At 69.6% G+C, this 14474-nt stretch carries 15 protein-coding genes and 1 other RNA gene; 2 read left to right on the forward strand and 14 right to left on the reverse strand.

Features of this window, described 5'->3' with window-relative positions:
* From AB7U92_RS08485 to AB7U92_RS08525, 9 genes are all read right to left on the reverse strand, one after another.
* Positions 1–909 (reverse strand): Mur ligase family protein (locus tag AB7U92_RS08485; RefSeq protein ID WP_428575749.1); only part of this gene is annotated, 909 nt, incomplete at its 3' end.
* Positions 909–2732: a peptidoglycan D,D-transpeptidase FtsI family protein gene (locus AB7U92_RS08490; RefSeq protein ID WP_428575750.1), complete on the reverse strand. Its 1824-nt coding sequence runs from the start codon at positions 2730–2732 to the stop codon at positions 909–911. The genes AB7U92_RS08490 and AB7U92_RS08485, both read right to left, overlap by 1 nt.
* Positions 2729–3028 (reverse strand): cell division protein FtsL, encoded by a 300-nt coding sequence (ftsL, locus tag AB7U92_RS08495; protein ID WP_428575751.1) that lies wholly within the window; start codon positions 3026–3028, stop codon positions 2729–2731. The genes AB7U92_RS08490 and ftsL overlap by 4 nt, the downstream gene beginning before the upstream one ends.
* A complete protein-coding gene (rsmH, locus tag AB7U92_RS08500) occupies positions 3025–3963 on the reverse strand; it encodes a 16S rRNA (cytosine(1402)-N(4))-methyltransferase RsmH (protein WP_428575763.1) in 939 nt (312 codons plus the stop codon). The genes ftsL and rsmH overlap by 4 nt, the downstream gene beginning before the upstream one ends.
* Positions 3963–4403 (reverse strand): division/cell wall cluster transcriptional repressor MraZ, encoded by a 441-nt coding sequence (locus AB7U92_RS08505; RefSeq protein WP_428575752.1) that lies wholly within the window; start codon positions 4401–4403, stop codon positions 3963–3965. The genes rsmH and AB7U92_RS08505 overlap by 1 nt, the downstream gene beginning before the upstream one ends.
* A gap of 236 nt (positions 4404–4639) precedes the next feature.
* The gene (locus AB7U92_RS08510) at positions 4640–6208 is read right to left on the reverse strand and encodes a methyl-accepting chemotaxis protein (protein ID WP_428575753.1); all 1569 of its coding nucleotides are present in this window, start codon (positions 6206–6208) and stop codon (positions 4640–4642) included.
* A gap of 75 nt (positions 6209–6283) precedes the next feature.
* Positions 6284–6853, reverse strand: coding sequence for an NnrU family protein (locus tag AB7U92_RS08515; protein WP_428575754.1), 570 nt, complete (start codon positions 6851–6853; stop codon positions 6284–6286).
* A 40-nt stretch (positions 6854–6893) separates the two neighbouring features.
* Positions 6894–7949 carry a carbonic anhydrase gene (locus AB7U92_RS08520; protein ID WP_428575755.1) on the reverse strand — a complete coding sequence of 352 codons (1056 nt, stop codon included), beginning with the start codon at positions 7947–7949 and terminating at the stop codon, positions 6894–6896.
* 77 nt (positions 7950–8026) lie between these two features.
* Entirely contained in the window at positions 8027–9232 is a 1206-nt protein-coding gene (locus AB7U92_RS08525) for a multidrug effflux MFS transporter (RefSeq protein WP_428575756.1), read from the reverse strand.
* Between the two features lie 77 nt (positions 9233–9309).
* Here AB7U92_RS08525 and AB7U92_RS08530 point away from each other — a divergent pair, with 77 nt between their 5' ends.
* Positions 9310–9792, forward strand: coding sequence for a hypothetical protein (locus AB7U92_RS08530; RefSeq protein ID WP_428575757.1), 483 nt, complete (start codon positions 9310–9312; stop codon positions 9790–9792).
* 25 nt (positions 9793–9817) lie between these two features.
* Here AB7U92_RS08530 and rnpB read toward each other — a convergent pair.
* The 4 genes from rnpB to pyrC form a co-directional block, all read right to left on the reverse strand.
* An RNA gene (gene rnpB, locus AB7U92_RS08535) (RNase P RNA component class A) lies at positions 9818–10165 on the reverse strand.
* Positions 10166–10175: 10 nt separating this feature from the next.
* Positions 10176–10871 (reverse strand): DUF3025 domain-containing protein, encoded by a 696-nt coding sequence (locus AB7U92_RS08540; RefSeq protein ID WP_428575758.1) that lies wholly within the window; start codon positions 10869–10871, stop codon positions 10176–10178.
* Positions 10871–11716, reverse strand: a complete 846-nt coding sequence (locus AB7U92_RS08545) for an NYN domain-containing protein (RefSeq protein WP_428575759.1) — start codon at positions 11714–11716, stop codon at positions 10871–10873. The genes AB7U92_RS08540 and AB7U92_RS08545 overlap by 1 nt, the downstream gene beginning before the upstream one ends.
* 10 nt (positions 11717–11726) lie before the next feature.
* Positions 11727–12758: a dihydroorotase gene (gene pyrC, locus AB7U92_RS08550; protein ID WP_428575760.1), complete on the reverse strand. Its 1032-nt coding sequence runs from the start codon at positions 12756–12758 to the stop codon at positions 11727–11729.
* 120 nt (positions 12759–12878) lie between these two features.
* Here pyrC and AB7U92_RS08555 point away from each other — a divergent pair, with 120 nt between their 5' ends.
* Positions 12879–13757, forward strand: a complete 879-nt coding sequence (locus AB7U92_RS08555) for a DUF4394 domain-containing protein (RefSeq protein ID WP_428575761.1) — start codon at positions 12879–12881, stop codon at positions 13755–13757.
* A 24-nt stretch (positions 13758–13781) separates the two neighbouring features.
* Here the strand turns inward: AB7U92_RS08555 and AB7U92_RS08560 are convergent.
* The coding region (locus AB7U92_RS08560; RefSeq protein ID WP_428575762.1) for an amino acid ABC transporter ATP-binding protein at positions 13782–14474 on the reverse strand (693 nt) is incomplete at its 5' end.

Here is a 14474-nt window from a genome sequence, read left to right on the forward strand (position 1 = left end):
CTCGCCGATCAGCTGGCTGCGCACCTGCGCGCGTGTCTGGCCTTCGACCACGTCGAAGGCCAGGCCGCCGTCACGGTAGCCGATCGCCCCGGCACGCAGCGTCGCGTCGCGGTGGAGCGAGTAGGTCCAGGCCTGCGGGCCGCGCAGCCGTGCGACGATCTCCTCGCCCTTCGGATCGTCGAGGTTGACCACCGCCGCGCGCAGGCCGGGCCAGTCGAACAGCGCGCTCTTGGCCTCCCAGTAGGCGTCCATGCTGCCGTGGAAGTCGAGGTGGTCCTGCGTGAAGTTGGTGAACAGCGCCACCGCGATGCGCGTGCCGGCCAGGCGCTGCTCGACGATGCCGATCGACGAGGCCTCGATGGCGCAGGCCACGAAGCCGGCATCGGCGAAGCCGCGCAGCGCACGCTGCACCGTCACCGGGTCCGGCGTGGTCAGTCCGGTGGATTGCATTGCCGCCGGCCCGTCGCCCGGCGGCTCGCCGATGCCGAGCGTGCCGATCACGCCGCACCGCCGGCCCAGCTGGCGCAGCGCCTGTGCCGTCCACCATGCGGTGGAGGTCTTGCCATTGGTGCCGGTGGTGGCCACCACGGCCAGCGCCTCGCTCGGCCGGCCGTAGAAGGCATCGGCGATCTCGCCGGTGCGGGCCTTCAGCCCGGCCAGCGCGGCCACCGGCGCATCGGCACCGAAGTCGAACGCGGCCACGCCGTCGGCCTCGACCAGGCAGGCCACAGCGCCCACGGCCAGCGCGGCTTTTACGTACTGGCGGCCATCCAGCGCATGGCCGGGCCAGGCGATGAAGGCGTCTCCGGGCCTCACGCGACGGCTGTCGGTGTTCAGCGCACGGGCGCCGCAGCCCGCCAGCCAGTCGCAGGCGGAACGGGTATCGGCGAGGTGCTGCACGGCGGCCATCAGTAGCCCTCCCGCACCGTTTCGTCGTCGCGCGCGACGATCTGCGTCTTGACGTCGAGATCGGGCTGCACGCCCATCGAGCGCAGCGTCTGCTGCACCACCTGGCTGAACACCGGTGCGGCGACGTCACCGCCGAAGTACTTGCCCGCCTTGGGCTCGTCGATCATCACCGCGACCACGATGCGCGGCTTGTCCGCCGGCGCCATGCCGACGAACCAGCCGCGGTGCCGGTCGGTCGCGTAGCGCTTCTCGTGCTTGAGCCACTTGCGCGAGGTGCCGGTCTTGCCGGCCACGGAGTAGCCGGGCACCTGCGCCTTGAGCGCCGTGCCGCCGCTCTGGGTGACCATCGCGAGCATCTTGCGTACCGCGCGCGCCGTCTGCGGCGACACCACCTGCTGGCGCACCTGCGGCTCCACCGGGTCGCCGTCGGGGGGCAGCACCAGCGACAGCGGCACCATGTCGCCGTCGCGCGCGAAGATGGTGTAGGCCTGCGCCAGCTGCATCAGCGAGACGGACACGCCGTAGCCGAAGCCGATGGTGGCCTGGTCGATCGGCCGCCACGACTGCCAGCCGCGCAGCCGGCCGGTCTCGCGGCCGGGGAAATCGATCTGCGGCTTCTGGCCGAAGCCGACGCGGGTGTAGAAGTCCCAGATCTCGCGCGCCGGCATGGTCATCGCCATCTTGGCTGTGCCGACGTTGCTCGAGCGTTGCACGATCTGCTCGACCGTCATCATCGGCAGCGAGTGCTCGTCGGTGATCGGCAACCCGGTGATGAACAACTGGCGCGGCGTGGCCAGCACCTCGGTGGCACGGAAGCGCCCGCTTTCCAGCGCCAGGGCGGCGATGAAGGGCTTCATCGTCGAACCCGGCTCGGCGGTGTCGACCAGCGCCAGGTTGCGCCTCGCACCGACCGAGCCGGGCGTGCGCTGCCCGGGCACGAAGCTCGGGTAGTTGGCCATCGCCAGCACGCCGCCGCTGGCGACGTCGAGCACCACCACGCTGCCGCTGCTGGCGCGGTGCTCGGCCACCGCGTCGCGCACCTTCTGGTAGGCGAAGAACTGCACCTTGGAGTCGATGGTCAGGCGCAGGTCGCGGCCGTCCACCGGCTGCACGCTCTCGCCGATGTCCTCGACCACGCGGCCGAGCCGGTCCTTGATGACGCGGCGCTTGCCGTCGGCGCCGGCGAGTTCGCGCTCGTGGGCGAACTCCACGCCCTCCTGGCCGCGCTCGTCGGCGTTGGTCGAGCCGACCACGTGCGCCGCCGATTCGCCCTCGGGGTACTTGCGCTTGTACTCGCGAACCTGGTGCACGCCCTTGAGGCCGAGCGCCGCGACGTCCTTGCCGGTCTGCTCCTCGACCTGGCGGCGCAGCCAGACGAAGTTCGGGTGCCGCTGCAGCCGCTGGTCGAGCTCGGCCGGGGTCATGCCGAGCAGCTTGGCGAGTTGCCGGCGCTGGCTGCGGTCGGCCTCGAAGTCCTTCGGGATCGCCCACACCGACGGCGACGGTACGCTCACCGCGAGGATCTGGCCGTTGCGGTCGAGAATGCGGCCGCGGCTGGCCGGCAGGTCGAGGTTGCGGGTGAAGCGGATCTCGCCCTGCTTCTGGAAGAAGTCGTTGCCCAGCACCTGGATGTACAGCGCCCGGCCGAGCAGCACCACGAAACCCAGCGCGACCAGGCCGACGACGAATTTCGAGCGCCATGGCGGCGTCTTCGAGGCCAGCAGCGGGCTGCTCGAGTAGGGCACGCTGCGTGCGCTGACTGCGCCGCCGCGCGGTCGCGCGGCGCCGTTGCGCTTGCCGCTGAACAGACCGCCGAGCTTCATCGCGCGCCTCCCGAGGCTGGCGCGGGCACGGCCTCCGCATGGGTCACGTACTGCGTGACCGCCGGCGTGGCATTGCGCATCGCCAGACGCTCGCGCGCGATGCGCTCAACCTTCAGCGGCGTGGCCTGCGCCTGCCGCTCGGCCTGCAACCGCTCGAACTCGGTGGCCAGCGCCTTCTCCTGGTTGCGCGCGGCATCGAGCTCGGCGTAGAGGCGCCGAGCGTCATAGGAGACGTCGACGAGGTAGACCGAGCTCGCCAGCAGCACCACGAACAGCACGATGTTCAGCCGGCTCATGCGGGCACTTCCGTGCGCTCGGCCACGCGCATCACCGCCGAACGCGCACGCGGGTTGGCGCGCACCTCGGCCTCTGAGGGCTTGATCCGCCCGATCGAGCGCAGCCGGTGCGGCTTCTCGGGTGCGAATGGCGCGCGGCGGTCCACCTCGCTGCGGCTCTCGCGCGCGATGAAGGCCTTGACGATGCGGTCTTCCAGGGAGTGGAAGCTGATCACGACCAGGCGTCCCGACGGGTTCAGCAGTTCGACTCCGGAACTCAGGCCTTGTTCGAGCTCCTCAAGCTCGGCGTTGACGTGAATCCGAAGGCCTTGAAATGTGCGCGTTGCAGGGTCCTGGCCCGGTTCGCGGGTCTTGACCGCACGAGCCACGACTTCGGAAAGCTCCCCTGTGGTTCGAACAGGGTTCCCGCCTTCGCGCCGAGCAACAAGCGCCTTTGCAATCTGTAGAGCAAACCGTTCTTCCCCATGGTCTCGGATCACCTCCGCGATGTGGCGCTCATCGGCGCGTGCCAGGAAATCCGCTGCGCTCTCTCCGCGCGTCGGGTCCATGCGCATGTCCAGCGGCGCATCGAAGCGGAAGCTGAAGCCACGCGCGGGGTTGTCGATCTGCGGCGAGCTCACGCCCAGGTCGAGCAGCAGGCCGTCGATGCCGGCCACGCCCTGCGCAGCCAGCGTTTCCTTCATCGCGCCGAAGCGCGCGTGGTGGATCGAGAAGCGCGGATCGGAGATCGTCGCGCGGGCCGCGGCCACCGCCTCCGGATCGCGGTCGAAGGCGATCAGCCGGCCACGCGCCGACAGCCGCGACAGCAGCGCGCGCGAGTGCCCGCCGCGGCCGAAGGTGCCATCGACGTACACACCGTCCGGCGTGGTCAGGAGCGAGTCGATCGCTTCGGCCAGCAGGACAGTGGTGTGTTGCCATTCGCCGCCGCGGTCCATCAGAGGATAAAGTTGCGGACCGATTCGGGCATCGGCGTGGAGCGCACCGTCGTCTCCTGATCCAGATAACGCCGCTTGTCCCACAACTCCAGGCAGCTGCCCATGCCGAGCATGTACACGTCGCGCGAGAGATCCGCGTACTCCTTGAGTGCCGGCGCGATCAGCATGCGCGAGCTGCCGTCCAGCTCGACTTCGGTGGCGTTGCCGAGGAACAGACGCCGCCAGCCGATCGACTCCATCGGCAGCGCCATCACTCGCGCCGCGAAGTCTTCCCAGGCCGCCGGCGGAAACACCAGCAGGCAGCCGTCCGGGTGCTTGGTGATCGTCAGCTTCGTTGCGCCCATCGCGGACAGGACTTCGCGATGGCGCGCGGGCATGGCCACACGCCCCTTGACGTCCAAGGTGAGATCCGCCGGGCCCTGAAAGCCGAGATTCGCCACAAAAACCCACTAAAGTGCACTTTGCGCCACTTTAGCGGATGGCCCTGTCTCGGGTCAACGAAGTTGTAAAGAAAAATCAGTGAAATCAATCACTTAGCGCCGCGAATTCAGGCAGCGTCAAAGCAGTTAATCGTTCAAAAACAAGGACCTGCGGTGACGACTGAAAGTGACTGATGAGGTTGCGCAGAAATGAAAAGGGCCACCCGAGGGTGGCCCTTGTTCTTGGGGGTTCAGTCTCAGGCGGCCGTGGCCTGCCCGGTGCGGAAGATGCGGACGGCCTCGGCCACCACGTCGGCCTGGCCGCTCAGGGCGCTGGAGGTCGCCGCCAGTTCCTCGACCATCGCCGCGTTCTGCTGCGTCAGGGTGTCGAGGTTGGCCACCGCGGCATTGACCTGCACCACGCCGGTGGACTGCTGCTCCGAGGCCATCGAGATGTCGGAGACCAGCTGCGTCACCCGGGTGACGGCGTCGAGCGTCTGCTGCACGGTGGCGCCGGTGTCGGCCACCAGCTTGCTGCCCGACTCGACCTTCTGCGCCGAATCCTCGATCAGCGACTTGATCTCGCGCGCCGCCGCGCTGGTGCGCTGGGCGAGCTGACGGACCTCGGCGGCCACGACCGCGAAACCGCGCCCGGCCTCGCCGGCACGCGCGGCCTCGACCGCGGCATTGAGCGCCAGGATGTTGGTCTGGAACGAAATGCCGTCGATCACGCCGATGATCTCGACGATGCGACCGGAGGACTGGCGGATCTCGTCCATGCGCCGCGTTGCGTCGGCCGCTGCGCTGCCACCGCGACGGGCGACGTCACTGGCCTGCGCCGCCAGATCGGCCGCGGAGCGCGCCGCATCGGCATTCTGGCGAATGGTGGCGGTGATCTGCTCGAGCGCAGCGGCAGTCTCCTGCAGGTTGCTGGCCTGCGCTTCCGTGCGTGAGCTGAGGTCGTGGTTGCCGCCGGCAATCTCGCGCGAGGCGGTGTGGATGCCCTCGACCTCGCGGCGCACGTCGCCGACGATGGCCCGCAGGTTCACGTTGAGCTGGGCCAGGCCGCGCATCAGCCGGCCGACCTCGTCGGGGCGGCCGGCCTCGTCGCCGCGCCGTGTCAGGTCGCCGGCGGCGAGCCGGTTGGCCACGTCGGTGGCGCGCACCAGCGGCGCATTGGCCAGCGAGCGCAGCCACCAGCCCGAAGCACAGGCCGCCAGCACGCCGGTGCCCAGCATGGGCAGCATCGGTACGCCGGCCAGCACGGCCACGGCGGTCAGCGCCAGCGGCGCCGCGGCTGCCGCGACCGCGACCTTGGCGCCGTAGCCCGGGTGCAGCCAGCGGGCCAGCCGCGCCGAGGGCGTGCGCACCAGCACCTCGCCACGCTGCAGCGTGGTGACGAGCCGCCCGGCGCCGGCCTCGTCGCGCATGCGCGCGTACAGGGCTTCGGCAGCGGCCACCTCGTCGCGGCCGGGCTTGGTGCGCACCGACATGTAGCCGGCGATGCGGCCCGCCTCGATCACCGGCGTGACGTTGGCCCGCACCCAGTAGTGGTCGCCGCTCTTGCGGCGGTTCTTCACCAGTGCCGTCCACGGCTGGCCGGCTTCGAGCGTGGCCCACATGTCACGGAAGGCCTCCGCCGGCATGTCGGGGTGGCGGATCAGGTTGTGCGGCTGGCCGATGAGTTCGTCGCGTTCGTAGCCACTGACGGCCACGAAGGCCGGGTTGCAGTAGGTGATGCGACTCTTCAGGTCGGTGGTGGACACCAGGGTCGCACCATCGTCGAGAACGAACTCACGCTGGGTGATGGGGCCGGTCTTTCTCAAGGCACTCTCCTCCGGAACAGCAGGGCTGCCGTGGAGTGCATATCGGCCATTTCAGGCCGAAGCTGAGGCCGCTCGTCAGATCAAGTTGACACCGATCAACCAGCCGTGCCCACCCTTCACGAAGAAGCCGTACAGGGCAAGACCCAGCACGATCGCGATGAGGTCGTTGAACCGTCCCGCCGGTGCACCCGGCAGTGGCCGCTGCGTGCGGCGCTTCATCGAGATGCGGTCAGCCACCGCCCAGGCGAGGAAGCCGCCGAACAGCAGCACGTCGGCCAGGTTGCCATTGGCCAGCAGGTGCGACGTGGCCCACAGCTTGGTGGCCAGCAGCATCGGATGCTTGGCCGCCGACTTGATGCGCCCGGGCAGGTAGGCCGCCACCAACAGCACGAACACCGGCAGCATCAGCACCAGCGCCACGTGGCGCAGCGCCACCGGCGGCGTGTACAGCACCACTGGCGCCTGCCGCGCCTGGCCGTAGCCGTAGACCAGCAGCGCGAAGCCGACGACCGAGAGGACCGTGTAGACGCCCTTCCAGCCCATCTCGCCGAGCCGCGCCACCTGCGCGTCGCGCCAGCCTGGCGCCACGATGGACACCGAGTGAACGCCGAGAAAGATCAGCAGGCCGAGGATCAGCAGGGTCATGTCGCGCAACCGGCAGTCGGATTGCGCGCGAGTCTAGGGCCTAGTTGGATTCCTTGATCAATCGCCCCGAGGCCGACTGGATCGGCCGGGCATTCATCGGGTACAGGCGCGAGAAGATGGCGATCTGCTCCGGCGAGATCGACACCGGCTGCTTCATGACCATCCACAGCACGCCCTCGCTGCATGGCGGGGTGGTCAGCGAACCCATGTAGGTGAAGTAGCTGGGGTCGGGCGGCAGCAGGGTGTTGAGGTCGATCGCACCGCGGGCGGGCACCTCATCGCCCTTCTCCAGCGGCAGGTTGTTCCAGATCGTCTGCACCAGCGGCTGGGCGCTGCCTCGATCGAGCAGCACCGCCACCACGGCGAGGCGCCCCTCCAGATCCTTGTGCACGAGGTGGGCGACCATGTCGAACTGCCGGCCGTCGATGCGCTCCTCCGACGGACGATGGAAGTGGAACTGCAGCAGTTCGTAGCGCCGGCCCATCACCTCGATGGCGTTGCCGGCGGCGACGTTGACCTGCACGGTGTGGCCGTTGTCGATCACACGGAAGCCGCTGGGCTTGTAGTCGAATTGCACCGGATCGAGCTGGACGCGGATGCCGTCACGGATATCGATCGGGCTCTGGCGCGTGCCGGTCGAGCACTTGGCGAACTCCGGCTTCATAGCACCCCAGTTCGCCGGGCCGCCCTCGCCGTCGTAGCTCCAGTGCGCGGCGTGGCCGGCATGCGACTCGGCCGGCTTCGGCCGGGGCCTGGCTGTTGCAGCCGTGGCCGCCTTCGCGGCAGGAGCGGCGCCGGCATCGGCCTCGGCGCGCGTGGCCACGCGCAGCACGTTCGGGTTGGTTGGTGCCGCCTTGGTGGCGCCCAGCTTTTCCGCCAGCCGCTCGCGCAGGCGGTCCATCGGGTCCTGCGCCTCGAGACGGGCCGCCGGCTTGGGGGCCTCCGCCGCAGCCACCGGCTTGCGGGCTTCAGGCGCGGCCTTGGCGGGCTTGGCCTCGTGGCCGGGCGCATCGCCGGCGCGCAACGCGGCCGGCGCCAGCAGCGTCAGCACGGCCAGGGCGGCAGGCAAACATCGAAAGGTGCGGATCTCGGGCATGGTGTCGGGCTCCCGGGCGCCACGAAAGCGCCCTCATCCGACGTCATATCGGCCGGCTCCGGGCCGGCTTGAGCCGCTCAGGCCAGCCGCGGCTTGACCCACACCCAGGCGACGATGCCGATGCTCATCATCAGCAGCGACGACACCGCCAGCGCCACGGTGGAGTGCATCACCAGCGGCGCGATCACGCCGGCAACGAAGCCGTTGGCGATGCTGCCCACGCAGGCCTGCAGCGAGCTGGCCATGCCGCGCCGGTCGGGCGCGAGATCGAGCACCATCAGCGTGACCACCGGCACCATCAGCGCCCAGCCGAAGGCGAAGATGGCGATCGGCCACAGCGCCCACCAGGCCTGCGGCTCGAACAGCAGGTTCAGCGCCACGTTCAGCAGCGAAACCAGCAGCATGATCAGGAAGCCGTGGCGGATCTGGTGCCGCGGCTTGATGCGCCCGGCCAGCCGGCCCGACAGGAACGAGCCGCCCATGATGCCGGCGATGGTGAGCGTGAAGAACCAGAAGAACTCGCCCGGCCCGAGGTGCAGGTGCTCGCCGAGGAACACGGGTGCCGACAGCACGTAGAGGAACATGCCGTTGAACGGAATGCCGCTGGCCAGCGCGAGCATGAAGAAGCGCGGGTTGGAGCCGAGCTGCCAGTAGCCGCGCATCAGGTGGCGCACGTTGAAGGGCTGCTTGTGGGTCGGATGCAGCGTCTCGGGCAGCAGCTTCCAGTTCGCGGCCCACAGCACCACGCCCACCGCGGTGAGGAACCAGAAGATCGAGTGCCAGTCGGCGTGGATGAACAGGAATCCGCCGACCATCGGCGCCACCGCCGGTGCCACCCCGAAGTAGATCGTCACCTGCGACATCACGCGCTGCGCATCGGCCGGAGGGAACATGTCGCGGATCACCGCACGAGAGACCACGATGCCGGCGCCGGCGGACATGCCCTGCACCGCGCGCCAGAACACCAGCTCGCCGATGGTCTGGGCCAGCGCGCAGCCGGCCGAGGCGATGGTGAAGGCCGCCACGCCCGCGAGCACCACCGGCCGGCGGCCGAAGCTGTCGGACAGCGCGCCGTGGAACAGGTTCATCACCGCGAAGCCGAACAGGTAGGCCGAGAGCGTCTGCTGCATCTCGGTGGGCGTGGCGCCGATCGACCGCGCGATGCCGCTGAAGGCCGGCAAGTAGGTGTCGATCGAGAACGGCCCGAGCATGCCCAGGCAGGCGAGCAGCAGGGCCAGGGCCCAGCGCGGTGCGCGCCAGAGAGATTGGGCGTCGGGATTCATGGGCGAGGCGGCAGAGTGTAGCGGCGCCCCGCGGCGGGCGCAGAATGCCGAAGCGGCGAACAAAAACGAGGCATGCGGTGAGACACCTTCTGACTTGGGCCATCGCAGCATTGCTCAGTCCGGCGGCCGGCGCGGCACCCGACCTGCACGACTACTGGGACGGCCGCTGCCGCGAGTGCCACGGCGACTCGGCCGCGTTCGCGCGCAGCACGCTGCGCGTCGAGGGGGGCCGGTTGCTGGGCCGGCACCACACCGAGGACCTCGCCACCTTCCTGCGGCAGCACTACCTGACCGACGACCTGCTGGTTCCGGTGATGCAGATGCTGCAGGCACAGGCCACCACCTCGCCGCTGTTCAAGGAGAAGTGCGCCGGCTGCCACGGCACCGCGGCCGACTTCGCGCGCGAGTCGCTCGTGATGCGCGACGGCGTGCTCGTCGGCCGCGCCAGCGGGCGAGCGGTGCGCGACTATCTGCAGCGCCACGGCAAGCTCGCCCCGAGCCAGATCGCGCCGATGGTGGCCACGCTGGAGCGCGTGCTGGGCGAGGTCGGCGGGCGCTGAAGCCGCCGCGCGGCTCCCGCAGAAAGTGTGAAGCGGGCCGATAGGCCGGATTCTGTGCGTCGGCGTCTTCTGGTGAAGCCGCCGCCGTGACCGCCATTCCTCTGGGCCGTGCATCGCTGCATCGGCTCGGTGCCACCTACCCGCCGGCTCCGCGGAGCCACATCATCGCCGGCCTATTCGGTGTTGCTGCGCGTAGAGATTGCCCGTTTCACCCGGAACGGCCCTCTTGCGAAGGCCGCTCCGACTCGTCTCTGTTGCTCTGATCCTCGGCTCACGCCGGACAGCCGTTGGCTGCTACGCCGCCCTGTGCAGTCCGGACCTTCCTCCCGTGCAGCCTTTCGGCTCTCGCACCGGCGGCGGTCTGGCCCGCTTCACGGGCTCGATTATCCCCGCGGCGGGCGAAACACGCTGGCGTCGTCGTAGAAGGCTGCGTCCTCGTTGGCCGGCCACCAGCCGGGCACGCCGAGCACCGGCAGCGGATGGAAGGGTTTGAGCGCCCAGGCTTTGGCCGTGATCGAGCCCGGCTGCTCCGGCGCCTCTCCGGCCATCCACACGTGCGCGGTGATGGCCGTGCGTGGCGCGGCCAGCTTCTCGAGCAGCGCATGGCCGACCAGCACCGGCCGCACCTCGAGCCACATCGCTCGATGCGTGACGAACAGGGCATGCCAGTCGCGCCGGCGCAGCGCATCGGCCAGCAGCGGCGGCGCCTGCCACCAGGCGCCGTTCTCGTCGAACAGCGTCAGCGCGTCGCGCAGCGGGCCTCGCTGAGGCCGCACCCCCTCCGCAGCGAGCTGTGCGGCGTGCAGTTCGTTCAGCCGCTGCTTGAGCACCGGGAAGCGCAGCCAGACCAGGCCGTTGAGCAGGTCGTGCAGGTTGTCGCGCGTGGGCACGCGGCCGGTGCGGCCGATGAAGCCTTCGTAGGCCTCGCCGTCGGGCAACTCGCGCTGCGCCACGAAACGCGGGTGGCCGAGCGCAACAGCGGTGCCTGCGCCGGACTCCAGCCGCTCGATCACCGGGCGCGCCACCTCGGCGTAGGGCGCGAGCCACGGCGCGCGCCAGTCGAGTGAGCGCCAGAACATCATCCCTTGGCGGCGGCCTTGGCCTGGCGCCTGTCGCGCAGCACGAACTGCGAGCCACGCCGATCCAGCTCGAACAGCTGCGTCGCCTCGATCAGGTCGATCAGCTTGCGGTAGCCGTAGTTGCGTGGGTCGAACGACGCCTGGTTGCCGATCTGCTGACCCACCGAGCCGAGCGAAGACCAGCCGTCCTCGCCGGCCGCCGACTCCACGGCGTTGCGCAGCAGCGAGACGAGCCGCGCGTCGCGCTTGAGCGCATGCGAATCGAGCTTGACCGGCGCCGCGTCGGCCACTTCCGCGGCCTCGGCGGGCACCGCAGACTCTTCCGCCTTGGCCTTGCCGCGGCCGCCGGCCTTGCGCGCGGGCTTGGCCGGCTTCTTCTCGCCCTCTTCCGCCACCGGCTCGGCCGCGCGGCCGAGGTTCTCGAGGAACAGGAAGCGCGAGCAGGCGTTGACGAAGGGCATCGGTGTCTTCTTGGCGCCGAAGCCGTACACCTGGGCGCCCTTGGCGCGCAGGTGCATCACCAGCGGCGTGAAGTCGCTGTCCGACGAGACGATGCCGAAGGCGTCGGGCCCGTCGGTGTAGAGCAGGTCCAGCGCGTCGATCACCAGCCCCATGTCGGTGGCGTTCTTGCCCTTGGTGTAGTCGAACTGCTGGATGGGGCGGATCGCGTACTCGTGCAGCACGTCTTCCCAGCCCTTGAGGCCCGACTTCTTCCAGTTGCCGTACGCGCGGCGCACGTTGACCACGCCGAGCTTGGCCAGCTCGGCGAGGATCACGTCGATTTTGCTCGCCGGCGAGTTGTCGGCGTCGACGAGCAGCGCGATGCGCGGTTGCTTCTCGATCATCGTGTCTCCTTCACACCTGCTGCCAGGCAAGCGTCTCGCCGCCGCGCAGCGGCTTGAGCTGCGCGTCGCCGAAGGGCACGCTCTCGGGCAGCGTCCAGGGCTTGCGCTGCAGCGTCACCGTGCCGGTGTTGCGCGGCAGCCCGTAGAAGGCCGGGCCGTGGAAGCTGGCGAAGCCTTCGAGCTTGTCGAGTGCGCCGGCGGCATCGAAGGCCTCGGCATACAGCTCCAGCGCCGACAGCGCGGTATAGCAGCCGGCGCAGCCGGTGGCGTGCTCCTTCAGGTGGGCCGGGTGCGGCGCGCTGTCGGTGCCGAGGAAGAACTTCGCGCTGCCCGAGGTGGCGGCGTTGACGAGCGCGCGGCGGTGCTCCTCGCGCTTGAGCACCGGCAGGCAGTAGTAGTGCGGCCGCACGCCGCCGAGGAAGATGGCGTTGCGGTTGTAGAGCAGGTGGTGGGCGGTGATCGTCGCCGCGGTGTTCGGCCCCGCCTCGCCCACGTACTGCACCGCCTCGCGCGTGGTGATGTGCTCGAAGACGATCTTCAGCTCGGGAAAGTCCTTGCGAAGTGGGATGAGCTTCTGGTCGATGAAGGCCTTCTCGCGGTCGAACAGGTCGATCTCCGCATCGGTCACTTCGCCGTGCACCAGCAGCAGCAGGCCCTCGCGCTGCATCGCCTCGAGCGTCTCGTAGGTCTTGCGCAGGTCGGTGACGCCGGCATCGCTGTTGGTGGTGGCGCCGGCGGGGTACAGCTTCACGGCCACCACGCCGGCCTCCTTCGCGCGGCGGATCTCGTCGGGCGGGAGCTTGTCCGTCAGGTACAGCGTCATCAGCGGCTCGAAGCTCACCCCCTTCGGCACCGCGGCGAGGATGCGCTCGCGATAGGCCAGGGCTTGCGCCGCGGTGGTCACCGGCGGCTTGAGGTTGGGCATGATGATCGCGCGGCCGAACTGGCGCGCGGTGGCCGGCACCACGGCAGCCAGGGCGGCGCCGTCGCGCACGTGCAGGTGCCAGTCGTCGGGGCGGGTGATCGTCAAGGTATCGCTCATGGGCGGCGATTCTCGCACCCGGGCTCGGCGAGAAGACGCCCGAATCCCGTTCGTTTCGAAGGACCTGGCCGGGCCGCGCTTGGCACCATGGATCCCATCTGCCACTGCGCCTGAGCCACGATGTCGCCTTCCGCCCTCCGCCTCGCTCCGATCACCGCGCTGCTCGTCTCCGCCTGCGCGCTGAGCCCTGCCGAACCCGTCGGTCCGCCGGCCAAGGAAACCATCCACGCCGTCACCGCCTCCGGCCGCCTGCTGAGCTTCAACGCCGGTCAACCGCAGAAGATCCTCGCGAGCAAGCCGCTGGCCGGGCTGGGCAGTGGTGACCGCCTGGTCGGCATCGACTACCGCGTCGCCAAGGGGCAGCTGTTCGGCCTGGGTGCGAGCGGCCAGCTCTACCGCATCGACGCCGCCACGGCCGCCGCCACCGCGATCGGCAGCCCGGTGGCGTTGCCCGAAGGCCGCGAGTTCGGCGTCGACTTCAACCCGACCGTGGACCGCATCCGCGTGGTCAGCGACGCCGGCTTCAACCTGCGGCTGCACCCTGACACCGGCGCGGTGGTCGACGCCAACCCGGCCCAGGCGGGCGTGCAGTTCGATGGCCGGCTTGCCTACGACAGCGCCGACCGCATGACGGGCCACGCACCGCGCATCGTCGCCGCCGGCTACACCTACAACAAGGACAACGAGAAGATCACCACCAACTACGCGCTCGACGGCGCGACCGGCACGCTGGTGCAACAGGGCACGAAGGAAGGCGTGGCGCCGGCCGTGTCGCCCAACACCGGGCGGTTGTACACGGTGGGCCTGCTCGGCACCGGGCCGTTCGAGCGTGCGACCCTCGACATCTCGGACGTCTCGAACACCGCCTATGCCGGCATCGGCACCTCCGCCAACACGCCGACACGCTGGTATCGCATCGACCTCGCCAGCGGCGCCGCCCGCTTCATCGGCACCGTGGGCGGCGGCGAGCCGATCATCGGCAGCGCGATCGAGCCCTGAGCGGCGCGCCGCGCTGGACGCGGCTCAGTGCTGCAGGATCTTCGAGAGGAAGTCCTTCGCGCGCGGCGAGCGGGCCTCGGGGTTGCCGAAGAAGTCTTCCTTCTTGCAGTCCTCGACGATCTTGCCGGCGTCCATGAAGATGACGCGGTGGCTGACCTTCCTCGCGAAGCCCATCTCGTGGGTGACGCACATCATCGTCATGCCCTCGTTGGCGAGCTGAACCATCACGTCGAGCACTTCGCCGACCATCTCCGGGTCGAGCGCCGAGGTGGGCTCGTCGAACAGCATCACGATCGGGTCCATGCTCAGTGCACGGGCGATCGCCACGCGCTGCTGCTGGCCGCCGGAGAGCTGGCCGGGGAACTTGTCCTTGTGCGCCATCAGGCCGACGCGATCGAGCATCTTCAGCCCGCGCGTCTTGGCCTCGTCGGGGCTGCGGCCGAGCACCTTGATCTGGGCGATCGTCAGGTTTTCCGTCACCGACAGGTGCGGGAACAGCTCGAAGTGCTGGAACACCATGCCGACCCGGCTGCGCAGCTTGGGCAGGTTGGTCTTGGGGTCGCTGATGCTCACGCCATCGACCACGATGTCGCCCTTCTGGAACGGCTCGAGCGCGTTGACCGGCTTGATCAGCGTGCTCTTGCCCGAGCCCGAGGGGCCGCACACGACGACGACGTCGCCCTGCTGGATGCTGGTGGTGCAGTCGGGCAGCTCCTG

This window comes from Piscinibacter sp., from assembly GCF_050175855.1.
Lineage (GTDB): Bacteria > Pseudomonadota > Gammaproteobacteria > Burkholderiales > Burkholderiaceae_C > Piscinibacter.